This window comes from Kribbella sp. NPDC048928 (assembly GCF_043197975.1).
Classification (GTDB): domain Bacteria; phylum Actinomycetota; class Actinomycetes; order Propionibacteriales; family Kribbellaceae; genus Kribbella.
Window position 1 is genome coordinate 543,822 of record NZ_JBICUC010000002.1, and the last position, 25,279, is coordinate 569,100.

Genomic DNA, 25,279 nt, shown 5'->3' on the forward strand with positions numbered 1-25,279 from the left:
CCGGCAAACGTTCAAGACGTGGGGCGGTGGGGGTGTCATCGTGTTGGGATGGTGAGCCGATTGCTTGATCGTCCCGAGTGGCAGTTCTTCGGTGTACTGCCGCGGGCTGATCGGGGGTTGGCTGCGGCTTGGTGGGTGTTGCTGGTGGCGCGGGGTGTGTTGCCGGCGGTGTTCGCGATCGCGATGGGGTGGCTGGTCGGCGCGGTGCAGCACGGGGAGGCGCTCGCGGCGCCGTTGACCTTGATGGGTACGGCGTTCGTGCTGCTGCAGGTGCTGACACCGGTGCATCAGGCGGTCAGCGCCAACCTCGGCAACCGCGTCTCGGCGTACCTGAACGACGCGCTCGCGAAGGCGTGCGTCGGCCCGCCGGGGATCGGGCACCTCGAGGATCCGAGTCTGACCGAGGACCTGACGGTCGCGCGCGAGTTCGACCGCGGTCAGACCGGCCCGCCGATGTACCTGAACGTCGACTTCGTCGCGGGCAGCCTGGTCGAGCTCGTCGGCGGGATCGCCTCTGCTGTGGTGCTGTTCGGGTTCAACTGGTGGGCGCCGTTGGTGCTGATCGCCGGTTGGACCGCGACGCATTGGTTGCTCCGTGAGAGCGGCGTCTGGAAGGACCGCAACACGGCCGAGGTTCGTTCGGCGCAACGGCATGCCAACTATGCGTACGAGCTGGCAGTCGAGCCGGAAGCGGCGAAGGAGCTGCGGCTGTTCGGGCTGGCGGATTGGACGGTACGCCGGTTCACCGAGCGGCGTCGACGCCTCTTCGAGCTGCAGTACGCCGCGACGCGACTGCGGGAGCGGCCAATGATCTGGAGCCTGCTGATCGTTGTGGTGGCCAACGGCCTGGTGTTCTGGGCGCTGGGCGCCGCGGCGATCGACGGGCGGTTGCCGCTGGACCGGCTCGTGGTCTTCGCGCAGGTGGCGATCGGGGTCGGCATGATCGCGTTCGGCGGGCTCAACTGGGCGCTCGACGGTGCAGCCGCGCCGGTCGCCGCCGTACGACGGCTGGAGCCGGCGATGGCACCAGCCGGCGCCCTCAAAGCCAGCACACTGAAAGCCAGCTCGCTGAACGCCGGCGCGCAGACTGCCGGTGGGTCAGTGCCCGCCGGCGCTGTGGAGCTCGAGCTTCGCGGGCTGGATTTCCGTTATCCACAGACCGATCGGCAGATCTTCGACGGCCTCGACCTGACTGTCCCCGCGGGTTCGTCGCTGGCTGTCGTCGGGCAGAACGGCGCCGGCAAGACCACCCTGGCGAAGCTGCTCTGCCGCCTGTACGACCCCGACTCCGGCACGATCCGCGTCGACGGTACGGACCTCCGCGATCTCGACGTCGGCGCCTGGCGGACCCGGGTGGCCGCGGTCTTCCAGGACTTCCTCAAACTCGAGCTCCCGCTGCGCGACAACGTAGCGCCGGCCGGAGCCCCGGAGGAGGACATCCGGGGCGCCCTCGCGGACGCCGGCGCCGCGGACCTGGCGGACCTCGACACGCGACTCGCCACCGGGTACGGCGACGGCACCGACCTGTCCGGCGGGCAGTGGCAGCGCGTCGCCCTCGCCCGCGCGCTCTGCGCCGTACGCCAAGGAGCCGGCCTGGTCCTGCTCGACGAACCGACCGCACAACTGGACGTTCGCGGCGAGGCAGCGATCTTCGACCGGATCCTGACCGCGACCCGTGACGTCACCACGATCCTCATCTCGCACCGGTTCTCGACGGTCCGGCACGCCGACCGCATCTGCGTACTGGAGCACGGCCGGGTCGTCGAGCTCGGCAGCCACGACGAGCTGATGGCCCGCGGCGGGCGGTACCGGACGATGTTCGACCTGCAGGCGCAGCGGTTCACCGCCGAGGTCGACGAGGAGGGGCTGAGCTATGACACGCTCTGACGACCTGCCGAAGGCGATCCCCGCGATGTGGCGCCTCTGCAAACTGGGATACCAGCACGAGCCGTGGCTGCTGGTCGCCGCGTTCACGATGACGCTGCTCGCCGCCGTACCGGATGCGTTGCTGGCGTTGTGGCTCAAGATCCTCGCGGACGGCGTACTGCACGACGACCGCCGGGCCGCTCTCCTGGCCGCGGGCGGACTGGCCTTGTCCGTGACCGCGACCTGGCTTCTGCGTACGTTGTCGACGCGGATCTCGCGACGCTTCCGGGACCGGGTGACGATCATGCTCGAGGCTCACGTCGCGCATCTGCAGGCGTCGGTTGCGACGGTCGAGCACCACGAGCGGCGCGATTACCTGGATCGCCTGTCCGTGCTGCGCAAACAGGTGTTCGTGCTCGACCACATGTACATGTCGCTGTTCTCCACCTGCGGCTGGATCCTGCGGCTCGCGGTGACGGTCGCCCTGCTCATGTCGATTCACCCGGTGCTCGCTTTGCTGCTGGTATTCGCGCTTCCGACCGTGCTCAGCTCCAGTTGGCGCCCGGGCGTCGAGCGCGAGATCGAGGAGCGGTACGCCACTCACAGCCGCCTGGCGGAGCACCTGTTCAAGACCGCGACCACGCCCGCGCCAGGCAAGGAGGTCCGGGTGATCGGCATCGGGCCCGATCTCGTGGCGGGTCGTCGTCGCGAGTGGGAGCAGTGGTACGCGCCGATGGCTGCGGCGCGCTGGATCAGCGCCGCGTGGCATGCGCTCGCGTGGGCGGTGTTCGGAGCCGCGTACGTCGGTGCGGTGCTATTCGTCGCGTCGGGGCTGCACGGTTCCGTGGGCAACGTACTGCTCATCCTCGCGGCGGGTGCGCGCCTGTCGTCGTACATCGGAGCGACGGTGGGCGAGATCGGGTTCCTGCGCGGCATCTGGCTGGACGGGTCGCGGCGGCTGGTGTGGCTGGAGAACTACGCCGCCTCGTTCGACAAGACCGCGGATCAGCCGGCACCCGAGCGGCTCGCCGACGGCATCCGCCTGGAGAACGTGTCGTTCTCGTACTCCGGATCCGATCGCCCGGCGCTCGAGGACGTCGAGCTGCACCTGCCGGCCGGCAAGGTCGTCGCGGTCGTCGGCGAAAACGGTGCGGGCAAGTCCACCCTGGTGAAGCTGATCTGCAAGCTGTACGAGCCGGACAGCGGGCACGTGTTCCTGGACGATCGGCCGCTGGACCGGATCCCGGCGGAGGCCTGGCGGGCAAAGATCGCGGGCGCGTTCCAGGACTTCTTCCGGTTCGAGTTCCGCGCGGCGCACAGCGTGGGGCTCGGCGACCTGCCGCGGCTCGACGACGTACCGGCTGTCACCACTGCGGTCGGGCGGGCCGGAGCCGAGGACGTACTGGAGCGGCTCGAATCGGGGCTGGACACGCAGCTCGGTTCGACCTGGCCGGAGGGCGCCGAGATCAGCTTCGGGCAGTGGCAGAAGCTCGCGCTCGCCCGCGGGTTCATGCGGGACCGGCCGTTGCTGCTGGTTCTCGACGAGCCGACCGCCGCGCTGGACGCCGAGACCGAGCACGCCCTCTTCGAGCGGTACGCCGCGGCGGCGAAGGACCCGGCCGACGGCCGGATCACGATCCTGGTCTCACACCGGTTCTCGACGGTACGGATGGCCGACGTGATCGTCGTATTGGACGGCGCCCACGTCGTCGAAACCGGAACCCACGAGGAGCTGATCGCCTGCAACGGTCACTACGCCGACCTGTACCGGATCCAGGCGGCCGCTTATCACTAGTTGATCTTGAAGACCGGTACGCCTGGCGCGATGTGGTGCAGGACCTCCTCGGGGGAGTTCTTGTTCACGTCGCCGCTGAAGAACGCGCCGACCTCCCAGGCCCACTTCTTCAGGTACAGCCGGAGCGCCGGGATCTTGTCGGCGTCCGCGAGCTCCTCCGCGCGGAACGTCTCCACCTTGCCGCCGAGCTGCAGCCGGCCGGTGCCGCTGGCACGCAGGTTCTTCACCCACTGGGTGTGGCCGCGCGGCGCGACCAGGTAGCGCTGGCCGTCGATCACCAAGAGGTTCACCGGCGTACTGCGCCACTCACCGGACTTGCGGCCCTGGACCGAGAGGACCCGGCTGCCCATCAGGCTCAGACCGAGCTTCGTCAGCCGGGCGACGATCTTGTTGAAGGCCCGCATGCTGCCCTCGTTGGCGGTGACGACGCGCTTGCTGTCGTAGGTCTGCTTGTACTCGGTCATGGCGGCGATCGCTTTCTGCTGGGCGAGAGCGGTGCTCTCTGTTGTGATCAGTGAACACCAGAGCGCTGATCACTGTCAAGAGCACTGCTCTCGGTTTTGTGGCAGACTGGACCCATGAACGCCGGACGTACTGCCCGTGAGCGAGCCCGGGCCGAGCTGACCGAGGAGATCAAGACGGCTGCCCGGCAGCAGTTGGCGACCGTCGGCGCGGAGGCGCTCTCGCTGCGGGCGGTCTCGCGCGAGCTCGGAATGGTCTCGTCGGCGCTCTACCGGTACTTCGCGAGTCGCGACGAGCTGCTCACCGCGCTCATCATCGACGCGTACGACGCGCTCGGCACGGCCGCCGAGGGCGCCGCCACGGGTGGCGATCCGGTCGACGAGTGGATCGCGATCTACGCCGCCGTACGGGAGTGGGCGCGGGCGCATCCGCAGGAGTACGCGCTGATCTACGGCTCACCGATCAGCGGGTATCAGGCGCCGCAGACCACGGTGCAGCCGGCGAGCCGCGTGCCGTTGCTGCTGCTCGACCTCCTGCAGCGCGCGCACGCCGCCGGGCAGCTCACTCCGCCGGCTGATGCGCCGGCGCCGACCGGGGCGCTCGCCCAGCAGACGGAGATCCTGGTCGCGTTGGCGCCCGGCCTGCCGCCCGCCGTATTGGTGCGAGCGATCATCGCCTGGACGCAGCTGTTCGGGATGATCAGCTTCGAGCTGTTCGGTCAGCTGGTCGGGTCGATGGATCCGGCGGACGAGTTCTTCACGTCGGCGTCGCGGCAGATGGCGGCGTTCCTCGGGCTCAGCTGAAGGCCTTCGGCAGCGGTACGTCCACGGCGCGGGCAACCCGCCGTACGTAGGTCTCCCGGGGGATCGACGCCGCACCAAGCGTGGCGAGATGGTCGGTGACCCATTGGATGTCGAAGACCCGGTCCGCGGCGTACTCGTCGTTCAGCAGCTCGATGGTGCCCTCGACGGCTGCCTTCGAGCCGTCGGTCTTGTGGTGGAACATCGACTCGCCCGCGAACAGGCCGCCGATCGCCACGCCGTACAGCCCGCCGGCCAGCTCGTCGCCGTCCCAGGCCTCGACCGAGTGCACCCAGCCGAGCCGGTGCAGCTCGGTGTACGACGCGATGATGTCGCGGTCGATCCACGAACCCGGACGCCGCGGGTCCGCACACGCGCGGATCACCTGGTCGAACGCGGTGTTGACCCGGATCTCGAACTTCGCCCGGGCCCGCCGCACCGACCGGGACGGCGCGTGCTCCGCGACGTCGATCACGCCACGGTCGACCGGCGACCACCACAGCAGCGAGCCGCGATGGTCCGGCATCGGGAACAGGCCCCTCCGGTACGCCGCGAGCACGGTCCCCGGCGCGAGGTCCGCACCACCCGCGACCACGTCACTACCCCCTGCCACGCCGGCAGGCGGGAACTCCCACGGACTCGGGGCAGGTTCGACTGGCACGCGACCCATCCTCGCCCATGACTGGACGGCCACGCAGGCAGAACCCGGTCAAACCGCGGTAGAACCGGCCCAGAACGGCACTTCTGCCTGCCTGGCGATCCACTCCTGTCGCCGTCCACCTAGGGGACACCAAGGGTTTCTCCCGAGTGGCGCGGTGCGGGGAGCCACGTACAGTTGAGACACGTCCGGGTTCTGACGCGTGGGGCCGGGCCGGAAGGAGCACCGTGGCCGGAGTAGCCAGGTTCGTCGCCAGTAGTCTCGCGCCCGCCGCCCAGCGGTTCGCGCCGACGGCAGCAGGCGGTGCGCTGCGTCAGATCCTCGAGATCGCCATCGACGGGTACCAGCGGTTCCCGGGCGCGGAGCGGATCGCCGACAACAAGCTGGCGCGCTGCGACGGCGACGTGACGCTCGCGATCGAGGCGGTCATCGACCAGCACATCCGGCTCGCCGGGGTGCAAGGGTTCGCGACCAGCATCGGCGGTCTCGTCACGCTGCCCGTCGCGTTGCCGGCCAACCTGACCGGGCTCGCGGTCGTGCAGTGCCGGATGGTGGCGGCGATCGCCCATCTGCGCGGGTACGACCTCCACGATCCCCGGGTCCGTACGGCGGTCATCACCTGCCTGCTCGGTGAGGAAGGCGTGACGTCCCGGCTGCGGAAGTCGAGCCTGGTCTCGTCGCCGCTCGCGATCGCGACCGCGCCGGTGTTCGACCCGGACCTCGATCGGCAGGTCTCGGGTGAGGTCGTCGCGGAGCTGATCGGGCGGATCAGCGGCAAGCGGATGGCGTTGACCGTCACCCGGCGCGTCCCGCTCCTGGGTGGTGCCGTGGGCGCCGGCGTCGACGGCTGGTCGACGTACCGGGTCGGTCAGTTCGCGGACAAGAGTCTGATCCGGCGGATCCCGCGATCGATCGAGCAGTAGGGCTTCAGGTTCGCTGTTCGGTTGGCTGTCGGCGGGTGAGTGGCAGCTTGGCGCGGGTTTCGTCGTCCGCGGGCGACTCGATGAACAGGATCAGGTCCGGGTGCGCCGACAGCGCGAGCTCGGTGACCGTGAGGCGCAGCTCGCCGACCTCCGGGTTGAGGATCCGGCGCAGGCGGGGCGTACAGGCCGTCACCTCGTGCCGCGACCACAGCTGCTCGAACTCGGGGCAGATCGACCGCAACCGGGCGATATCCGTCTCCCAGTCCGGGTCGCCGACATGCTCGCCGTACGCGGACCGCAGCCGACCGACCAGGTACGGGACCTCGGTGTCGTAGTTCAGCAGCTGGTCGCGGGCGGTCGGCTCGGTGACGAGGCACCACAACTGGTTCCTGTGGACGCAGGGCAGCTGATGCCAGTCGTGGAACAGGTCGTGGTACGCACGGTTCGCCCGGATGGTGTCGAACCGGGTGTTCGTGATCACCGCCGGCAACGGGTCGAGCGCCTCCACGATCTCCTCGAACACCGCTTCGCTCGCACAGTCCGTGGCCCGCGGCAGCCGCACCGGCGTCGCCTCGGCCAACCGGTACAGGTGCTCGCGCTCGACGGGCGTCAGCCGGAGCGTCGTCGCGACCGCGTCCAGCACCTGCCCGGATGCGTTGATCGGTCGGCCCTGCTCGAGCCAGGTGTACCAGGTGACGCCGACGCCGGCGAGCTGCGCCAACTCCTCCCGCCGCAACCCAGGCGTCCGCCGCCGCCCGCCCCCGGGCAGCCCGACGTCCTCAGGCGTCACCCGAGCCCGCCGCGCCTTCAAAAACTCCCCAAGCTCAACCCGCTGCGCACTCACCCGACCAAGTCTCCCCCACCCCACCGACAGGAAATGCTGGGAATCACGGCCGCCGTCCGAAGGCGTCGAGCAGTCTCGCCTGCAGAGTGGCGTCTGCGGGCACAGTCCCGCTGGGGCCGTCGCCGTATGCGCCGAACGCGAGCATGTCGGGCAGGTGCGGTTCAACCGCGACCCAGAGGCGTTGGACAACGCTCGGATCGAGTGCCTCGTCGAGCCCCGCGGCGCGCAAGAGATCCCACGCATGGACAACGAGATCGACGAGACGGAACCGCAGGAAGGAGCTCGCAGGAATGTCGCGCTTCGGATGTGGAACGACCTGATCCGGCGCCGCCGCACCGAACGCCGCCGACTGGCGGGCCGCAGACTCGGCAACGGCAGCCACCGGGTCGTCACCCAACTGGTCGAAGTCCAACTGTGCCCTGGCCTCGTCCAGACTCACGCCGCCAAGAATCAGAGCGCTGAGGCGGTTGCCGACGACCACGTGCTCGACCAGTTCCCGAACGTCGACGTCCGACGGCGTCGGGCTTGACCAGGCGTCGGGCGGCAACTGGCGTACGACACGCTCGAACTCGGCCGACGCGGCGTCGATCAGCTCCATGTCCGAACTCTACGTCCGCATCGGACCTCGCCTTGACGGGCTTGGGGCTCAGCCGGCGAGGGCTTGTACTACTCGGCTGGGGGAGGGCTTGCCGAGTTGTTCGGCCATCCAGGTGCTGGTGCTGACGAGCTTCTCGAGGTCGACGCCGGTCTGGATGCCAAGCCCGTTCAGCTGCCAGAGCAGGTCCTCGGTCGCAAGGTTGCCGGTGGCGCTCTCGGCGTACGGGCAGCCGCCAAGCCCACCAGCCGAACTGTCGACCGTGGTAACGCCTTCGCGGAGGGCGGTGAGGGTGTTCGCGAGCGCCTGCCCGTACGTGTCGTGGAAGTGCACCGCCAGCTTGTCCACACCCACCCCGGCCGCGCCGAACGCGGCGAGCAGCGCAGTCACCTGCCCCGGCGTCGCGACACCGATCGTGTCGCCGAGGGACAGCTCGTGACACCCGAGCTCAACCAGCCGCGCCCCGACCTTGACGACCTGATCGATCGGTACGTCGCCCTCCCACGGATCGCCGTAACACATCGACACGTATCCACGTACCGCCAATCCGGCCTCGAGCGCCCGCTGGACCGTCGGCGTGAACATCGCGAACTGGTCGTCCAGCGTCGAATTCAGGTTCTTCTCGGCGAACGTCTCGGTCGCGCTCGCGAAGATCGCGATCTCCCGCACACCGGCCGCGAGCGCGCGATCCAGCCCGCGTTCGTTCGGGACGAGGACCGGGGCGCGTACGTCGTCGGGCAGGTCCAGCTGTTCGAGGAGCTCGGCCGCGTCGGCGAGCTGCGGGACCCATTTCGGATGTACGAAGCTGGTCGTCTCGATCGTCGTCAGCCCCGCGTCGAGCAGCCGCCGGACGAACTCGGCCTTGACCGCCACGTCGACGACCGCCGACTCGTTCTGCAGCCCGTCGCGGGCGCCGACCTCGTAGATCGTGACCCGTTCGGGCAGTCCCTCGGCCTGGACCAGCTGCGGTTCGCGCATCGTGCTGCCTCCTCGTCGAGCCTGACGGCCGAGCCTGACACGGGATCTCCGCGACAATGCTCTCGATGACCACTCTTGCTGCCATTCTGCGTGCCGTCGAACGCGGTGTGTTCCCGCCCCCGGATCTCCGCACCGTCGTCGTACCTCCACCGTCGGTCCGGGAGTCGTGCGTCGTCGCGTTCACGGCCCACATCGTCGTCGCCGCCGACGTCACGCCGGAGTGGGTCGCGGAGCGAGTCCCGGACGGGGACGTGAGCGCCCCGACGAACCCGCCGTTCCTCTCGGCCCTCGAGGAGTTCACCGGCCGCCGCGTCGGCTCGCTCGACGCGATGCTCCTCGCCCCGGCCCTCACCGACGAGGCCGAACGCGCCGCAGCAACCGCAGGCCTCACCGAACTCGAGAACCTCGACCATCCCCGCGTCGACCACGCCTGGCGCTACCGCGACGACGTCCGGGTGTACGTCGACGAGCTCGGCGGCCTCGTACTGACCGGCCGCGGCGTCGCCGACCGCCTGGAATGCGCCATCGAGGTACCACCCGAAGCCCGCCACCAAGGCCACGGCCGCCGCCTCGCCCGAGCGGCCCGCGCACTGATCCCACCCACAGCCTCGATCTGGGCCCAAATCACCCCCGGCAACGCAGCCTCCCTACGAACCTTCATCGCCGCCAACTACAAGCCGGTCGGATCCGAAGCCCTCCTCATCAAGTGACCAGCACCCGAACAACCAACAAATAGTTGCCAAAAGCCCCCAATCCACACCTGTGGAAAACCCTGGGGACAGTCGCGACGGTGACGACTAGCCACCAGCCCCGGTTGGGCCGGTGGTGCCGCTCGAGCCGGCCCCGACGGGGACCTTCGGCTGCGGGTTCGACGACGGAGCTGCGGGTTGGGTCCGCTTGCCACCGGAGCTCATCGGCCCGCGACCGGATCGACCGCCGCCCCCGGACGACCCACCAGGGCCGCCGCCTGCTTCCCCGGCGGAGTGCGCGGCGGCTCCGGCGAAGGTGCCTGCGGCCTTGCGAGCCGCAGACGCGGCCACGCCGACCGGACCCAGCGCCGCGCTCGCACCTGCCGCCTTGGCGCCAGTGCTTGCGGCACCACTGGCGCCTCCACCTGATGCACCTCCACCCGACATGCCGCCGCCCGAGGCCCCGCCACTGCGGCTGGACGACGGTCCGACGTTGAGTGCACCCGTCGCCAGCGAGCCCATGTCGGGACCCGCACTCCCCATACCGGACGAGCCTCCGGCCACCGCTGCCGTGGCCGGCACCGCGAGCCGCAGCAGCGCCGGCATCGCAAGGATGGCAAGCATCATCATCATCAGCGCGGTGAGGGACTGCATCACACCGGAGTTGTCCCCACTGAGCATGTTCTCGTTCTTGAGCTTGATCGCGGCCGCGTAGATGAGAGCTGCCGCCGGCTTGTAGGCGACGAAGCCGAGCGTCCACGCGCAGTACTTCTTGAGCCAGGCCTTGCCGACCTCGGTGTTGGTCGCCGCGGCGGCGAGTGGCAGCGTCGAGCCGAGCAGAACGAGCATTGCCGAGCGGATCAGCATCAACACGATCTGAATCAGCGACGCGAACGTCGCCAATTGGGCGAGGACCATGAACATCATCCTCGACTGAAACTCCTGACCGGAATTGTGCTCGGTCTGGGCGGTGACCATCTTCGTCATCATCGAGGCGAAGCTGTTACCTCCGATCGCGGAGTTCACGACGTTCACGGCGAAGTCGTCCGACCAGGCGATCAGCAACTGCACGACCGCCGTGCCTGCACCGCATACGACAACGAAGGTCAGCATCGCTTTGAGCAGATCCTGCAACGGCTTGGCTCGCTGCTCCCAAGCCATTCGGATGCCCGCGACAACGATCGCCAAGGTGAAGATCGCGGCGGTCAGGGCAAAAGTCTGCGAGTGGACGAAGGCAACCGTCTTGCTGTCGGTCCACGACCCGTCGCCGGACGGCGTCGCAAGAGCGACCGGCGTGTGCGGCTTCACCCAGAATGTCGCCAACGAGTTCAGTGCGGTCGAGAAGAACTCCGTCGACATCCGGTTGAAGTTGTCGAACCAGTTGGTCGCGACCGACTGGACGCCGGCGACGACGTGGCACGTCAGGTTTGTCGGACCACACATCAGATACCACTCCACTTCACGAAGTCGTCCAGGTCGCGGTGCTGTGCGAATGGCGCTCCGACGGCTTCGCCGGGCTGTGGGGGCTGAACCCGCCAGTCGCCCCGGGACCAGACCAGGGTCAAGCTGGCACTCATGTACACGGACTCGACAGGCATGGCGAGCATGACGCTCACCCGATCAGGAGCCGCGTCGACGATCCGATAACCGACTGGCTGGGCCGGCGACTCGGTACTCGCCGAAGGGTCCTCGGTGCTGACCTCCTGGAGCAGGGCGTCGGTTGCAGGTCCAGGGACCATGAGCTTCTTGACGGTGGGGACCCGCTTGGTCTGGTCGGCGGTGGCCGCGATCGCGCTGTACGCGGCGTACAGCGCACCGGTCGGTGAGTGCGCGAAGCAGTGCCGGAATCCGTCCGAGTCGGTCGTTGCCGGGCCGAACTTCGAGGATCGCGGTACGACCACGCGCCGGCTGACCTCCCAACTGTCGGCCGCGGGCGCCGACGCGGGGACCGTCTGGTCGCCGGCCGGGACGTCGCACGAGCCTGTCTGTCGCTGATGGTCAACGCTGCTGCTCTGCGAGGGGTTGTCGACCGGAGTGGCGGGCGCCTGAGCCGGCTGGGTGGCCGGGGCGTCAGTGGGCTGAGGCGCCGACACGGCGCTGACTGCCCGCTGATCAACCGTGCTCGCCTGTGACGAACCGCGGCCGACGACGATGACCGCCAGGCCACAGATCAGGACCGCGCCGACCACGATGCACGCCGCGATGAAACCCGCGCCGTACGGCGATTTGTCTTCCTCGTCCTTGCTCATGTCCACTCCCCGATCCGCCGGTTCACAACCTCAGGGCACAAGGTTCGCAAAGATCGGGGAGGGCCCGCGGAAGTTATCCACAGGGGGATTTCGGGGTCTGAATGCGTTCTAGACCGGATCTCGGGGAGGGTGTCCGCTACGCTCAGAGGGTTTGCGATTCTGGGTCGATCTGTAGCCAAAGGGTCACCCCGTGTAGCGAAGTGAACTGGTCAGCTAATAGAGTCCGCGCATGACCATCGCGCCTTCGCTTTGCTCGCCCCTAGCGCTCGCCGATGCAGACTCCACCCGCGCTGCCGAACCCTGGGAAAGCGACGTGCTGACGGCCTACGGCCTGCTGCGAGAAGCAGCAGCCGAGCTCGATCACCTGATGCGCCATTCCCTGAAGCGCAGTGGACTGCAAATGGCAATGTTCGAACTGTTGCTACGGCTGGCCCGTAGCAACGGGGAGAAGCAGCGTCTTACGTCCCTTGCCAGGGACCTGACCGTCACCACTGGTGGCATCACCCGACTGGTCGACCGTGCCGAGAACCTCGGACTGGTCCGCCGGGAGCCGTGCCCCGACGATGCCCGCGGCTCGTTCGCCGTCCTGACCGAGGAGGGGAAGCGGCGGCTGCGCGAAGCACTGCCGGATCACCTGCTCGAGATCGACAGCCTCTGGATGTCTCAGTTGGCGGACGAGCGGGACGTCGTTCTCGGCAGGCTTCGCCGGGTCCGGGACAACGCCCGGCGTTGGCCGAACGGCCGGCCGGGACTCGGGCCGATCACGCCCGACCGGATCTGACCACGATTCCGGGTCACCGCACAACCGCACGAAGCATTACCCGCGACTAACGGATGGGGCGCCCGACTGGTGTCGGGCGCCCCATCGCGCAATGGTTGAGAAGTGAAGCAAGCCTCGGACCAGCCACACCCCGGCACGAGCACGCCCGACAACGGCTGGCCCACGTATGCGGCCCGCCCCACGACCGACGGCCGGACGGCCCGCACCCGTACCCGCGAGCGCACAACCACCCCACTGGCTGAGGACTCCGCCGGTGGTACGGGTGGCCCCTCCGGGGGGAGTGCCGGCGGGGGTTCGGCGGGGCGATTGGTGCCGGGTCGGCGGGGTCTGAGGTGGCGTGGGGCCGTCGGTGGTGTGCTGGCGGCGTTGGCCGGGCTTGCTGTCGGAAGCTTGGTGGCGGCCGTCCTCGGTACGCCACAGACGCCGGTGGTGGCGATCGGGTCCGCGTTCATCGACCGGGTGCCGCCGTGGCTCAAGGATCTCGCGATCTCCTTGTTCGGCACGCACGACAAGACCGCGCTCCGGGTCGGCATCCTGATCGTGGTCGCGGCGCTCGCCGCGGTCGGCGGGATGCTCGCCGTGCGTCGGTACTGGGCCGGCGCGCTGATCACGATCGCGCTCAGCGCTGTCGCCGTGGTGGCGGCCTTCACCCGCGCGGACTCGGGCCAGACCGGGTTCCTGCCGTCGGCGCTCGCGGGCGTCGCCGCGCTGCTCGTACTGCGCCTGTTCAGCCGGCGACTCGAGCCGCTGATCGACTTCCCTGACGACGGCGTCAGCCGGCGCGGCTTCCTGCAGCTCTCGACCGGTGTCGCCCTCGGATCGGCCGCGGTCGCGGTCCTCGGCAAGGTCGTCGGCGGGAACCGCGCCGCGGTGGCCGACGCTCGCAAGCAGCTCCAACTCCCGCAGCCTCCGACCCTCGCGCCGCCTGCCGGCGTACAAGCCGACGGCGCCGTCCCGTGGGCCACCCCGAACGCCGACTTCTATCGCATCGACACCGCGCTCTCGGTGCCGCAGATCGTGCCCGCGGACTGGAAGCTGCGCATCCACGGCATGGTCGGCAAGGAGATCGAGCTGAACTTCGACGACCTCCTGAAGCGTCCGGTCGTCCACAAGTGGGTGACGCTGACCTGCGTCAGCAACGAGGTCGGCGGCGACCTGATCGGGAACGCGCTCTGGTCCGGCGTGCTCCTCAAGGATCTGCTCCAGGAGGCCGGCCCGGCGGCGGATGCCGACGCGATCAAGTCGACGTCGAAGGACGGGTTCACCGCCGGTACGCCGCTGCCGACGCTGCTCGACGACCGGCAGGCGATGCTGGCGTTCGCGATGAACGGGGACCCGCTGCCGGTGGAGCACGGCTTCCCGGTACGCGTCGTTGTCCCCGGCCTGTACGGCTACGTGTCGGCGACGAAGTGGCTGGTCGACATCGAGGTGACGCGGTTCGACCAGTTCGAGGGGTACTGGACGCCGCGCGGGTGGTCGGCGCTCGGACCGATCAAGCTGTCGTCGCGGATCGACACCCCGCGCGGTAAGAAGGTCGAGCCGGGCCAGGTGACGGTCGCAGGCGTGGCCTGGGACCAGCACGTCGGTGTCTCGAAGGTCGAGGTCCGCGTCGATGGGGGCTCCTGGCAACAAGCCACACTGGCGACGGACCCGTCGATCGACACCTGGCGGCAGTGGCACTGGAGCTGGGACGCGCCGCGCGGCAACCACGTCCTGCAGGTACGCGCGTTCGACGCCAAGGGAACGCCCCAGGTCGAAGACTCGGCACCCCCGGCTCCGAACGGGTCCACCGGTCTGCACACGGTCAACGTGAAGGTCGGCTGACCGCCTCGAGCACCATCGGCAGGAAGGTGTGCTCCAGGGAGCCGGACGGGACGTCGTCCGGCTCCAGGAGACTCTGAGCGCGCGACCCTTCGTGGACCGCGATGACCAGGCGGACGAACTGCTCGGCCGGGACGCTGAGCTCCAGCCCGCTGGTCTCGGTGATCTGCTCCACCAGCTTGGTCAGGCTCTCGCGGAACATCGCTCGCTGCTTCTTCAGCGCCTCCGCCGCCTCGGCGTCGCGGAGCGCATGCAGCGTGAACTCGGCCGAGATCAGATGCCACTGCCGTTGATCCGGCGCGGTCTCGTCGAGCAGCCCGAGGACGGCGTCGAGCAGCGTGCCGGGCTGGTTCGCGAGCTCCGGGAGCAGCGCCTCGATCTGCTCCAGCAGCCGGTCGGTCGTGGCCTGGAAAAGCGCCAGGACGAGCTCGTCCTTGGACCCGAAGTTCGAGTAGAAGGCGCCGCGGGTGAATCCGGCGCGCTCGCAGATGTCCTCCACCGACGCGCCGTGGAAACCGCGCTCGGCGAACACCTCCAGGGCTCCCTCGAGGAGTCGGGCCCGGGTGTTGGAGCGGCGGCGCTTGAGCGGTTCCATAGGAGTAGGATACAGTTCTGTATTGAATACACAACCGTATTGAACGGGGATGCAGGATGGAGCTCGAGGCCGTCGGGATCAGCGTGCAGGGTCCGCATGCACCGATGCTGCACACCACGTCGGTGTCCGTGGCCGACCACCAGGTGGTGCTGCTGACCGGCTACCCGGGCGCCGGCCACGTGGCTGCGTCGCTAGGACTCTCCGGGCGACTCAAGCCCGACACCGGGACGGTCCGGCTCGACGGGAAGGCTGACCTCGCGCTACTGCGTCGACGGGTCGCCGTGGTCGACGCACCGGGCATCACCGAGCCGGACGATGCCCTGCCGGTTCAGACGGTCGTTGGCGAGGAGTTAGCCATCGCGGGGCGCAAGGCAGGGCGTAAGGCAGTGCTGGAGTGGCTGACCGAGCATGACGCCGCAGAGCATGCTGACAAGCGGTTCGAGCACCTGCCGGTCGCCGTACGGACCAGGCTGCTCACCGAGCTCACCGTGGCGCGCCCCGACGTACAGGTGGTCATTCTGACCATGCCAGACCGGCATGGTGGCGATCCGCACGGTTGGTACGAGCTGGGTCGCGGACTGGCCGCAGACGGGTACGGCGTGATCATCACCTGCGCCGACGCGGCGGCCCGGCTGCTGGACATCAAGGCGGCTCGCATGGGCGAGACCGACCAGCCTGACCCGGTGCAGGTCACACCGACAGCTCCTGTCGAGCCGGTAGCTGCCATTGAAGACGAAGAAGACGACGAGGACGAAGAGGAGACAGAGGCGTGACCGCGCTGCGGATGGCCCTGAGTGAGTTGCGGCGCCTGACGGCCGGGCGGCTGCCCAAGCTGGCGGTGGTCGCGCTGCTGCTGGTGCCGGTGCTGTACGGCGGCCTCTACCTCTACGCGAACCACGACCCGTACGGGCGACTGGACAAGATCCCGACGGCCGTGGTCGTCGAGGACTCCGGTACGACGCTCGCGACCGGGGAGAAGCTCAACGTCGGACCGGAGGTCGCGGACGAACTGGTGAAGTCGAAGAGCTTCGACTGGCACCGCGTGGATCGTGCGGACGCGACCGACGGGGTGTCGGACGGGAAGTACGAGTTCGCGCTGGTGCTGCCCAAGTCGTTCTCGGCAGACCTGGCGTCCAGTGCCGACTTCAAGCCGAAGCAGGCGCAGCTGGAGCTGCTGACCAACGACGCGAACAACTACATCGCCCACACGATCGCCAACCAGGTCGTCGCGCAGGTGACGAAGACGGTGGCGTCGCAGGTGAGTGAGACGGCCGCGTCGCAGCTGCTGGCCGGCTACAACACCATCCACAAGCAGGTGAGTTCCGCGGCCGCCGGCGCCGCTCAGTTGCAGACCGGTCTGACGTCGGCTGCGACCGGGGTCACGAAGCTCCAGTCGGGTGCCAAGCAGCTCAACACCGCGCAGCAGCGGCTCTCGGCCGGCGCGACACAGCTGTCCACCGGCGCGACGCAGGCGTCGCAGGGCGCATCGTCGTTGGCCTCGGGTGCCGCGCAGCTCGACAGCGGCCTGGGTACTTTGAAGGACAAGACGGCCTCGCTGCCCAAGCAGACCAAGCAGCTCGCCGAGGGTGCGGATCAGGTTGCCGACGGCAACGAGAAGATCGCCGGCGTCGGGAAGCAGGTCGCGACCGCGTCGAGCACGTTGGTGAAGGACCTGAAGTCGTTCGACACGCAGCTCGCCGCGCGGCTGAAGGCGCAGGGACTGAGCCAGCATCAGATCCGGGTGATTCTGCAGGACACCGCGAAGCTGCGGGCTCCCGTGGTCCAGGCGAACACCAAGATCCAGTCGACCTCGAAGCAGCTCAACCAGCTCGCGACCGGCGCCCGGAAGGTTTCGAACGGCGCATCCACGCTGGCCAAGGCGACCCCCGCACTGACCAGTGGGATCAGTACTGCAGCCAGCGGCGCGCACCAGCTCAACACTGGTGCCGGCCAGCTGAAGACCGGGCTGGGCACGTTGCAGACCGGTGCGCAGAAGCTCGCTGCGGGTGAGAAGCAGGCCGTGACCGGGCAGGGGCAACTGCTTACCGGTGTGAACAGCCTCGCGACCGGTGTTGGCCAGTTGAAGACTGGCGCGACGCAGCTGAACACCGGCCTGGTCAGTGGCGTGAAGCAGATTCCCAACCCGACCGCTGATCAGCGCAAGGCCGTCGCGGAGACGCTGGGCGCACCTGTGACGCTGCAGAACGTCTCACAGGCCACAGCGGACAGCTACGGCGCCGGGCTGGCTCCGTTCTTCCTCAGCCTGGCCTGCTGGATCGGTGCGTATGTCCTGTTCCTGCTGGTGCGACCACTGTCGCCGCGGGCGCTGGCCGCCCTGCAGTCACCGTTCCGGGTGGCGCTCGGCGGTTGGTTGCCTCCGGCCCTCTTCGGCGCAGTGCAGGCGACGCTGGTCTTCGTGGCCGTCACCGTCGGCCTCGGGATCAACGCGGCGCACCCCTGGCTGACGGTCGGATTCCTGATCCTGACGTCGTTCACCTTCGTCGCGATCCTGCATGCGCTGTCGGCGTGGTTCGGTGCCGTGGGCAAGTTCCTCGGGCTCGTACTGATGGTCGTCCAACTGGTGAGCGCCGGCGGGACGTTCCCGTGGCAGACGATCCCGCAGCCGCTGTACTTCTTCCACCACGCCCTCCCGATGAGCTACGCGATCGACGGCGTCCGGCACCTGATGTACGGCGGCCCCGGCGCCTCCCTCGGCCGCGACCTGCTCGCGTTGGGCGCCTGGTTCGCGGTTGCGATCGCCGCCTCGACGCTGGCGGCCCGCAACCAGCGGGTCTGGCCGGCCAAGAAGCTCCAGCCGGAACTGGTGCTGTAAAGCCGTCGGCGAGCCATTGACCGGGCCTGATGTTTGCGTGAACATCAGGCCCATGAGCTCAACCGTCCGCCGGATCGCCGCCGCGATGCTCTCGGTCGCCGCCGCCGTCACCGCCCTGACAGCCCCCTCGACCCAGGCGGCACCCCCGCCCGGCGACACCAACGCGTTCCGCGGCGTGAACTGGGCCGATCCGCGCGACAACTACGCGCACGACGAGGTGGTCCCGTCCGGTCTCAGTACGGCGGACAGCTACCGGACGACGTACCGCAAGGCCGACGGGATCGTGGGCGAGTTCCGTAAGGAGCTCAAGGCGAACACGGTCCGGCTGCCGATCAACCCGTCGAGCGTCGGGACCGCCTGGTGGACGTCGTACCGCGGTGCGATCGATGCGGCGGTCGGGCGCGGGTTCAAGGTCATCCTCAGCTACTGGGAGGCCGACAACGCCAAGGACGGACGCGTCGACGATCCGGCCGCGTACGCCGCCATGTGGGACACCGTCGTCAAGGCGTACGGGAAGAACCCGCACGTGTACTTCGAGCCGATGAACGAGCCGTTCGGGTACTCGCTGCCCGAGTGGGTGACGCTCACGTCGGGCTGGATCGCCCGGCATCACGACGTACCGCGCGGCCGGATCGTCATCTCCGGCACCGGCTACAACGACAACGTCACCGGGGTCGGCGCGGCGCCGGAGCTGCGCGGAACGCTGCTGTCGTTGCACTTCTACGGATTCTGGGCGTCCGACACCACGGAGGCCGCCTGGTTGGCGAACCTGCGGCCGCGGATCGGTACGTACGGGTGGCGGACGATCATCGACGAGGCAGGTTCGCCGATGACGATCGGGCTCAACTACGGCAACCACGAGGGGAACGTCTACACGGCGTACCTCGGTGCGCTCACGCAGGTCGCCCGCGAGAACGGGATGGGCATCGTGTACTGGCCGGGGCTGCGTACGGGCGACTCGTACTCGATGACGACGCAGGTCGGACCGGCGGATCTCCAGGTCAACAGCCGCAGCGGCCTCGACCAGCTGTGGTGGGGTTGGCGGCTGCTGAAGGACGAGCCGACCAACACCCTGCCGCCGGCCCCGCCCGGCGAACCACTGTGGGGTGTCGCGAGCGGCCGATGCGTCGACGTACCCGGGTTCTCGACGGCACCCGGTACGTCACTGGATCTGTGGGACTGCAACAACGGCGGCAACCAGTCGTGGAACTACACAGCCGCCAAAGAACTGACGGTGTACGCGAACATGTGCATGACGACCGGCACCACCGTCACCATCGAGACCTGCACCGGCGCACCCAACCAAGCATGGGACCTCAACGCCGACCAAACCATCACCAGCCCCGCCGCCCCAACCCAGTGCCTAGCAGCCGTCGGCACCGGCAACGGTGCCCCTGTCACCACCACCCCCTGCAACGGATCCAACACCCAGAAGTGGACCCGCTAATACACAGACCCCGTTGCGCGAAAGAGTATTTCGTGGCTACTCGGATGGGTCTATAGCGTCGGATTTATGGATTGGGACTTTGGGTCGGCTGAAGAGCTTTTGGATGCGTTGCGGGCTGGGGACGTGACCTCGGTTGAGCTGGTTGAGGGGGTGATTGCGCGGATCGAGCGGGAGGACGAGGCGGTCAATGCCGTTTGTGTGCGGGACTTTGAGCGGGCACGGGCGGATGCGGAGCTTGCCGATCAGACTCGGGCTCGGGGGGAGGAGCGACCGCTGCTTGGGATTCCGGTGACGGTCAAGGAGTGCTACAACATGGCGGGGCTGCCCACGACGTGGGGCATGCCGGAGTACGCGGACTATATGCCGACCGAGGACGCGGTGGCGGTGGCGCGGCTGAAGGCCGCCGGTGCGGTGGTGGTTGGTAAGACCAATGTGCCGTTGGGATTGCAGGACATTCAGACCTTCAACGAGATCTATGGCACGACCAACAATCCGTGGGACCACGATCGCACCTCGGGCGGTTCGTCCGGCGGGTCGGCGGCGGCGCTGGCGTCCGGGTTCGGGGCGCTTTCGCTCGGCTCCGACCTCGCCGGTTCGCTGCGTACGCCCGCGCATTTCTGCGGCGTCTACGCGCACAAACCGACCATCGGACTCGCGGCCAACCGTGGCATGGTTCCGCCGACCGCGCCGGCCCTGCCGATCGACCTCGACCTGGCTGTCGTCGGGCCGATGGCGCGGAGTGCCCGCGACCTCACGCTGCTGCTCGACGTGATGGCCGGGCCGGACCCGCTGACGCTCGGCGTGGCGCACGAGTTGAAGCTGCCTCCCGCACGCCACGAACGGCTCAGCGACTTCCGGGTCTTGGTGCTCGACGAGCATCCGCTCATCCCGACCAGTTCGGCTGTACGCGAAGGCGTGCGCCGGGTGGCCGACGCGCTCGTCGGCAACAGCGCCCACGTCGTACATGACAGTCCGCTGCTGCCTGATCTGGCCGAGGCAGGGACGCTCTACATCCAGCTGCTGTTCTCGGGCGCTGTCGCGCACTTTCCGATCGAGGAGCTCGAGGACCGCATCGCCGGACTCAGCGCGGACGACCAGAGCTTCGCCGCCGCGCAACTCCGCGCCATGGTGTTCAGCCACCACGACTGGATGCAGGCGAACTACCGTCGCGAACTCCACCGCCACGGCTGGCGGCAGTTCTTCGCCGAGTTCGATGCGGTGGTGTGTCCGATCACGCCGACGCCCGCGTTCCCGCACGATCACGACCCCAACGCGCTGGAACGCAAGCTCGACATCGACGGCGTCGAGTACCCGTACTTCGACCAGCTCGTCTGGGCCGGTCTGGCGACGATGCCCGGCCTGCCCGCCACCGCGATCCCGGCCGGCCGCTCCCCCGAGGGTCTCCCGGTCGGAGTGCAGCTCATCGGCCCGATGTACGAGGACCGCACCCCGCTGCGCCTGGCCGAACTGCTCGAAGAAGAGCTGGGCGGCTTCCAGGCCCTATAAATCAGCTGTTGACGAAGTCGGCCGTTTGCTTGAGGAGCTGGTTCGTCGTGGGCTGGTCGAAGAAGGTGATCAGCGCCTCGTACGTGCCGGCTTCCGCTGCGCACGGGTCCACGACGTACCCGAAGTAGCCGTCGGTGTACCCGATGACCCGCGTGATCGGGTGCGTGCTGTCAGCCTGGAGACACGCGCCGTGGACCGCGAACAGCTCGACCGGCAGGTTGATCCAGCAGACCCCGCCCATCGAGACGGTGCTGATCGAGAGGTCATATGCCGGTGGCAACAAAGCGGCCGACATCAGCGCCTGACCGCGGGCGCCGTCCAGCCGGGTCTGTGAGATCCGGCCGGACGGGTCGTCCTTGCCGTTGACGTGGCTGGCGGCCGCGGACACGACCTTCGCGGCCTCAGCCGCGGGCGGGATGTTGCGGACCGGCAGGGTGAGCGTCGTACGGCGGATGACCGGCGCGGCCTGAGGCAGCTCCAGGCCGGGCTGGGCAAGCGCCTCGCGAACGCGACCGGCGAGCAACGATCCGAGGCGCGTGACCTCGGCCGCACCGCGCCCCTGCCGGGTGAACCGCGGGCTCACGTCCCCCGCGGCACCCTGGAGGAATCCGACGACGGCGGGCGCGAGCGCCGCACGAGCAGCGCCCGGCCAGTCGGCCGAGTACTTCAGGTTCTCCGGTCCGTACGTCGTCGGGTGACAGGCGAAGTCGAGCAGTACGGCCTCGAGCGCGCCGGACGCCGAGTGCAGCGCGAGGATGCCGGCCGTGTTGTCGTGCGGACCGTTGCGCCGATGCCGGTTCGTACCGACGCCGACGACCTCGATCGAACGCCAGGACGCGGTCACCGGCTGCGTCTCCAACTGCACCGAGCGCACCGCGCCGACGAGCGCGTCAACCAGGTCGGCCTCGCGCGCGGCGGGGATCACCGGATGGATCTCACCGGTCCAGCCGGACGGTCCCGAATGCGTGTGTGACGCGGACACCACGACGTGCGACGGCGGGATGCCGGCCGCGGCGCCTGCGGCCGCGGCGAGCTCGCTACGCAACTGGCACCCGACGGCGATCGCGTCCAGCGTGAGCCAGAGCACGCCCGGGTCGTCGGCGGTCGACAACCAGATGATGCTCGCTCGCAGTGGGTCCGCCGTGCCGGTCGCGACGTCCGCGCGGGCGGCGTAGCCGTCGAGCAGATGACCGGGCGGAGGCGTGACGTCGAGGGACTTCGCTGCCAGTCGGAGTTCGGTCACTTGAGTGCTCCCGCGGTCATACCGGTGCTGATCTGCCGATGGAAGACAAGATATACGGCCAGGACCGGAATTATCGAGATGGTCAGTCCGGCGAACAAACCGGAGAAGTCACTGTGGTACCCCTGAGTGACCGCGATATTCGCCAGCCCCTGGGTGACCAAGTACCGCTTCTCGTCGGTGTTCAGCACCAGTGGCAGCAGGTACTCGTTCCACATCCCGAGGAACTGGAAGATGCCGATGCTGACCAGACCGGGCCTGGCGAGCGGCAGCATGATGCGAAAGAGCACACCCCAATGAGAACACCCGTCGACAAGTCCTGCCTCGGCCAGCTCCTTCGACTGGGTCTTGAAAAAAGCCGTGAGGAAGAACACCGAGAACGACATCCCGTGCGCGGCGTACACCAGGATCAGCCCGAGGTACGAGTTCATCAGCCCGAGGTTCTGGATCACGAAGAACAGCGGCACCAGCGCCAGGAACCCGGGAAACACCATCCCCGCCACGAACACGTAGTAGAGCACTCGCGAGCCCGGGAACTCGAAATGTGCCAGCACGTACGCGACCGCCGACGACAGCAGCAACGTCAGTACGACGCCGGAGACCACGACGATCACGCTGTTGAAGAAGTACGAGCCGATGTGTGACTCGTTCCACGCGCGGGAGAAGTTGTTCCACTGCCAGTGGGTCGGCAGGCTCCACGGGCTGGTGAAGATGTCCTTGTCGGACTTGAACGAGCTGAGCACCGCCCACAGCAACGGGAACACGACCATCGCGCCCCACACGAGCAGGAACCCCTGGGACACCCCACCCAGCACTCGGGCGCCGGCCTGCGACCGGGCCGGAGCAGCAGGCGGTACGTCGGGCGTTACCGTCCGCGACGGTGACGTCAGCAAGGCCATCGCAGGCTCCTCAGTACTCGACCCGCTCGCGGCGGGTCAGCCGGAACGTGAGCAGGGTCAGGATCATGTTGATCGCGAACAACGTCACCCCGATCGCGGACGCGTACCCGAACTTCCCGTACGTGAATGCGTTCGTGTACATGTACAGCGAGATCACCTGGGTCGCGTCGTCCGGACCGCCCGGGCCGACCGACAGGATCTTCACCAGCGCGAACAGGTCCAGCGCCCCGATCACCTGGAACGCGAGCGCGGTCTGCACCGTGTTCCAGATCAACGGCAGCGTCACCCGGAAGAACGACTGCACCGCACCGGCCCCGTCGAGCAGGGCGGCCTCGTACAGCTCGCGAGGGATCGCCGCCATCGCGGCCGTGAACAGGACGACGTAGAACCCGACGCCGCCCCACACGACCACCGCCATGATCGAGCCGAGCGCGGTCTTCCCGTCGCCGAGCCAGAGCCGCGCCAGTCCGTCCAGCCCGACCGCGCGCAGGAACCCGTTCAGCAGCCCGCTGCGCGGCTCGAAGACGAACTGCCACAGCACGCCGACGATCGCGATCGACAAGATGCCGGGAAAGAAGTACACCACCTTGTAGATCCGGGATCCCGGCACGCCGCCGCGGTAGTTGAGTGCGGTGGAGAAGAACAGCGACAGCGTGACGACGATGATCGGCAGCGAGACCAGCAGGAACAGGTTGTGCCGCAGCGCCACCCAGAACACCGAGTCGTGGAACAGCGTGACGAAGTTCCCGAACCCGATGTAGTGGTAGGTCGCCGACAGCCCCTCCCAGTCCGTGAACGCGATCGGGAACGCCTGCACGTACGGCGAGATCACGAACACCGCGTAGACGGCCAGCGGAACGATCAGCAGGCTGATGACGAACCGGTACTTCCCGTGGTGCATCAGACGTGGAACTTCTTGATCGACGGGTCCTTCGCGGTCTCGTCGGCGTACTTCTGCATCTGCTTGCTCCACCCGTCCGGGGTGAGCTCGCGGTTCATCAGCGCGGCCATCGCCTTGTCGGAGTTGTCCAGCAGCTTCTTGTACCACAGCCGCCACGACCAGTCCGAGAACATGTTCGTACCGGCCGCCTCGATCACGTCCTGCATGGACTTGTTCGCCGAGGACAGCTCGACGCCGTCGGTGGCGCCCTTCACCACGGTCAGTGACTTGGTCACCTTGGTGAAGTTCTGCATGCACTGCTTGGACACGATGATCCGCAGCAGTTCGAGGCCGCCCTGCGGGTTCTTCGCCTTGGCCGGGACGATCAGCGCACCACCGGGACCGCCGGTGACCGTCTCGAACGGGGCCTTGTCGGCGGACGACATGCCCGGCACCGGCACCATCGTCATCCCGAGGTCCTTCGGGGCGATGTCGCCGAGCTCGTTCTCGAGCCAGCCGCCGCACGGGATGAAGACCGCCTTGCCCTGCGCCCAGTACGTCTGCGACTGGGTGTGCGTGAGCGCCTGCGAACCCTCCAGCAGGTAGCCCTTCGCGGCCAGCTCCTGGTAGCCCTCGGCGGCCGCGATGAACGCGGGGTCGCGCCAGGCGTTCGGCTCCAGGTTGTCGACCTTCTTCTTCAGGTCCGGGCCGGCCGCCTTGTACGCCGTCATCAGCATCGGGTTGGTGAGGTAGCCGGGGAACTTGCCCTGGTACGTCCACGGCGCGATGTCGGTCGTCTTCTTGATCTCCGCGCAGAGCGCGAGCATCTCGTCCCAGTGCTTCGGGTACTCCCAGCCGTGCTTGTCCATCAGCGGCTTGCTGTACCAGATCCCGCCGACGCCGAACACGTACGGCATCTCGTACTTCACGCCGTCGTACCGGCCGGCCTCGGCGACGCCGGGGAGCAGCGTGTCGCGGACCTTCACGCCCGGTTGCCCGTACGCCTCCATGTCGAGCAGCGACCCGATGTCCATGACCTGCTTCTTCGCGGCCAGGGTGGCGCCGTCCATGCCGACGTTCTCGATCAGGTCGGGCGGGTTGCCCTGGATGAACCGCGGCTGCAGCTGCTGCTGGAGCTGCTGGCCGCTGTTCAGCTTCACGTCCGCGTTCGGGAACTCCTTGCGGTAGAGATCCAGCGGCATCGTGGTCCATTCCTTGCCGTAGCCGCCGTCGAAGTTGAAGAACTCCAGCGGCTTGCTGCCGTCCACGGACGTACTGGAGCCGGCGGCCGGCGCGGCGGCCTTGTCCTGGACGGGCTTCGCACAAGAGGCGAGCGTGGCAACGGCGGATCCGGCCAGAGCGGCGCGGAGCAGGGTACGACGGTCGACCTCGATCATGATGACGAGTCCTCTCCGGGG

23 protein-coding genes are annotated in these 25,279 nt (G+C 68.3%); 11 read left to right on the plus strand and 12 right to left on the minus strand.

The features are described from left to right. Nucleotides 1–48 precede the first annotated feature (48 nt). Nucleotides 49–1,887: an ABC transporter ATP-binding protein gene (locus ACGFI6_RS09505; RefSeq protein ID WP_393116712.1), complete on the plus strand. Its 1,839-nt coding sequence runs from the start codon at nt 49–51 to the stop codon at nt 1,885–1,887. Then, the gene (locus ACGFI6_RS09510; RefSeq protein WP_393116714.1) at nt 1,874–3,661 is read left to right on the plus strand and encodes an ABC transporter ATP-binding protein; all 1,788 of its coding nucleotides are present in this window, start codon (nt 1,874–1,876) and stop codon (nt 3,659–3,661) included. Before ACGFI6_RS09505 ends, ACGFI6_RS09510 begins: the two co-directional genes overlap by 14 nt. On the opposite strand, the gene ACGFI6_RS09515 is transcribed toward ACGFI6_RS09510, so the two are convergent. Beyond that, nucleotides 3,658–4,125, minus strand: coding sequence for a nitroreductase family deazaflavin-dependent oxidoreductase (locus tag ACGFI6_RS09515; RefSeq protein ID WP_393116716.1), 468 nt, complete (start codon nt 4,123–4,125; stop codon nt 3,658–3,660). The two genes, ACGFI6_RS09510 and ACGFI6_RS09515, sit on opposite strands and share 4 nt — an antisense overlap. Before the next feature lie 114 nt (nt 4,126–4,239). On the opposite strand from ACGFI6_RS09515, the gene ACGFI6_RS09520 reads away from it, so the two are divergent. After that, entirely contained in the window at nt 4,240–4,926 is a 687-nt protein-coding gene (locus ACGFI6_RS09520) for a TetR/AcrR family transcriptional regulator (protein ID WP_393116718.1), read from the plus strand. Here the strand turns inward: ACGFI6_RS09520 and aat are convergent. Then, nucleotides 4,919–5,584: a leucyl/phenylalanyl-tRNA--protein transferase gene (gene aat, locus ACGFI6_RS09525; RefSeq protein ID WP_393116719.1), complete on the minus strand. Its 666-nt coding sequence runs from the start codon at nt 5,582–5,584 to the stop codon at nt 4,919–4,921. The genes ACGFI6_RS09520 and aat overlap by 8 nt on opposite strands. 224 nt (nt 5,585–5,808) lie before the next feature. On the opposite strand from aat, the gene ACGFI6_RS09530 reads away from it, so the two are divergent. Further along, nucleotides 5,809–6,504, plus strand: a complete 696-nt coding sequence (locus ACGFI6_RS09530; protein WP_393116721.1) for an EcsC family protein — start codon at nt 5,809–5,811, stop codon at nt 6,502–6,504. A 4-nt stretch (nt 6,505–6,508) separates the two neighbouring features. Here the strand turns inward: ACGFI6_RS09530 and ACGFI6_RS09535 are convergent, their stop codons facing one another. From ACGFI6_RS09535 to ACGFI6_RS09545, 3 genes are read right to left on the minus strand one after another with little or no spacing between them, the layout of a single operon-like run. Continuing rightward, a complete protein-coding gene (locus ACGFI6_RS09535; protein WP_393116723.1) occupies nt 6,509–7,348 on the minus strand; it encodes a helix-turn-helix transcriptional regulator in 840 nt (279 codons plus the stop codon). A 43-nt stretch (nt 7,349–7,391) separates the two neighbouring features. Continuing rightward, on the minus strand, nt 7,392–7,946 hold the full coding sequence (locus ACGFI6_RS09540; protein ID WP_393116724.1) for a TIGR03086 family metal-binding protein: 555 nt from the start codon (nt 7,944–7,946) through the stop codon (nt 7,392–7,394). 48 nt (nt 7,947–7,994) lie between these two features. Beyond that, complete coding sequence (locus ACGFI6_RS09545; RefSeq protein WP_393116726.1) at nt 7,995–8,921, minus strand: hydroxymethylglutaryl-CoA lyase; 927 nt, start codon at nt 8,919–8,921, stop codon at nt 7,995–7,997. A gap of 65 nt (nt 8,922–8,986) precedes the next feature. Here ACGFI6_RS09545 and ACGFI6_RS09550 point away from each other — a divergent pair, with 65 nt between their 5' ends. Then, nucleotides 8,987–9,631: a GNAT family N-acetyltransferase gene (locus ACGFI6_RS09550; RefSeq protein ID WP_393116728.1), complete on the plus strand. Its 645-nt coding sequence runs from the start codon at nt 8,987–8,989 to the stop codon at nt 9,629–9,631. 87 nt (nt 9,632–9,718) lie between these two features. On the opposite strand, the gene ACGFI6_RS09555 is transcribed toward ACGFI6_RS09550, so the two are convergent. Both ACGFI6_RS09555 and ACGFI6_RS09560 read right to left on the minus strand, forming a co-directional pair. After that, complete coding sequence (locus tag ACGFI6_RS09555; protein WP_393116730.1) at nt 9,719–11,053, minus strand: hypothetical protein; 1,335 nt, start codon at nt 11,051–11,053, stop codon at nt 9,719–9,721. Further along, nucleotides 11,053–11,859: a hypothetical protein gene (locus ACGFI6_RS09560; RefSeq protein ID WP_393116731.1), complete on the minus strand. Its 807-nt coding sequence runs from the start codon at nt 11,857–11,859 to the stop codon at nt 11,053–11,055. Before ACGFI6_RS09560 ends, ACGFI6_RS09555 begins: the two co-directional genes overlap by 1 nt. Before the next feature lie 229 nt (nt 11,860–12,088). On the opposite strand from ACGFI6_RS09560, the gene ACGFI6_RS09565 reads away from it, so the two are divergent. Both ACGFI6_RS09565 and ACGFI6_RS09570 read left to right on the plus strand, forming a co-directional pair. Next, on the plus strand, nt 12,089–12,640 hold the full coding sequence (locus ACGFI6_RS09565; protein WP_393116733.1) for a MarR family winged helix-turn-helix transcriptional regulator: 552 nt from the start codon (nt 12,089–12,091) through the stop codon (nt 12,638–12,640). 393 nt (nt 12,641–13,033) lie between these two features. Continuing rightward, nucleotides 13,034–14,464 carry a molybdopterin-dependent oxidoreductase gene (locus tag ACGFI6_RS09570; RefSeq protein WP_393116734.1) on the plus strand — a complete coding sequence of 477 codons (1,431 nt, stop codon included), beginning with the start codon at nt 13,034–13,036 and terminating at the stop codon, nt 14,462–14,464. Here ACGFI6_RS09570 and ACGFI6_RS09575 read toward each other — a convergent pair. Beyond that, nucleotides 14,445–15,056: a TetR/AcrR family transcriptional regulator gene (locus ACGFI6_RS09575; RefSeq protein ID WP_393116736.1), complete on the minus strand. Its 612-nt coding sequence runs from the start codon at nt 15,054–15,056 to the stop codon at nt 14,445–14,447. The two genes, ACGFI6_RS09570 and ACGFI6_RS09575, sit on opposite strands and share 20 nt — an antisense overlap. Nucleotides 15,057–15,112: 56 nt before the next feature. Here ACGFI6_RS09575 and ACGFI6_RS09580 point away from each other — a divergent pair, with 56 nt between their 5' ends. The 4 genes from ACGFI6_RS09580 (at nt 15,113) to ACGFI6_RS09595 (ending at nt 20,842) form a co-directional block, all read left to right on the plus strand. Further along, nucleotides 15,113–15,829, plus strand: a complete 717-nt coding sequence (locus tag ACGFI6_RS09580) for a hypothetical protein (RefSeq protein WP_393116738.1) — start codon at nt 15,113–15,115, stop codon at nt 15,827–15,829. Continuing rightward, nucleotides 15,826–17,889 carry a YhgE/Pip family protein gene (locus tag ACGFI6_RS09585; protein ID WP_393116740.1) on the plus strand — a complete coding sequence of 688 codons (2,064 nt, stop codon included), beginning with the start codon at nt 15,826–15,828 and terminating at the stop codon, nt 17,887–17,889. The genes ACGFI6_RS09580 and ACGFI6_RS09585 overlap by 4 nt, the downstream gene beginning before the upstream one ends. A gap of 52 nt (nt 17,890–17,941) precedes the next feature. Continuing rightward, nucleotides 17,942–19,336 (plus strand): ricin-type beta-trefoil lectin domain protein, encoded by a 1,395-nt coding sequence (locus ACGFI6_RS09590; RefSeq protein WP_393116741.1) that lies wholly within the window; start codon nt 17,942–17,944, stop codon nt 19,334–19,336. Between the two features lie 66 nt (nt 19,337–19,402). Continuing rightward, entirely contained in the window at nt 19,403–20,842 is a 1,440-nt protein-coding gene (locus tag ACGFI6_RS09595) for an amidase (RefSeq protein ID WP_393116743.1), read from the plus strand. Between the two features lies 1 nt (nt 20,843). Here the strand turns inward: ACGFI6_RS09595 and ACGFI6_RS09600 are convergent, their stop codons facing one another. Genes ACGFI6_RS09600 through ngcE form a run of 4 tightly spaced genes read right to left on the minus strand, consistent with a single transcriptional unit; the run spans nt 20,844 to nt 25,258 of the window. Further along, complete coding sequence (locus tag ACGFI6_RS09600; protein ID WP_393116745.1) at nt 20,844–22,085, minus strand: hypothetical protein; 1,242 nt, start codon at nt 22,083–22,085, stop codon at nt 20,844–20,846. Next, complete coding sequence (locus ACGFI6_RS09605; protein WP_393116747.1) at nt 22,082–22,981, minus strand: carbohydrate ABC transporter permease; 900 nt, start codon at nt 22,979–22,981, stop codon at nt 22,082–22,084. Before ACGFI6_RS09605 ends, ACGFI6_RS09600 begins: the two co-directional genes overlap by 4 nt. Nucleotides 22,982–22,991: 10 nt before the next feature. Then, entirely contained in the window at nt 22,992–23,882 is an 891-nt protein-coding gene (locus ACGFI6_RS09610; protein WP_393116749.1) for a carbohydrate ABC transporter permease, read from the minus strand. Beyond that, a complete protein-coding gene (ngcE, locus tag ACGFI6_RS09615) occupies nt 23,882–25,258 on the minus strand; it encodes an N-acetylglucosamine/diacetylchitobiose ABC transporter substrate-binding protein (RefSeq protein ID WP_393116750.1) in 1,377 nt (458 codons plus the stop codon). Before ngcE ends, ACGFI6_RS09610 begins: the two co-directional genes overlap by 1 nt. Nucleotides 25,259–25,279 lie beyond the last annotated feature (21 nt).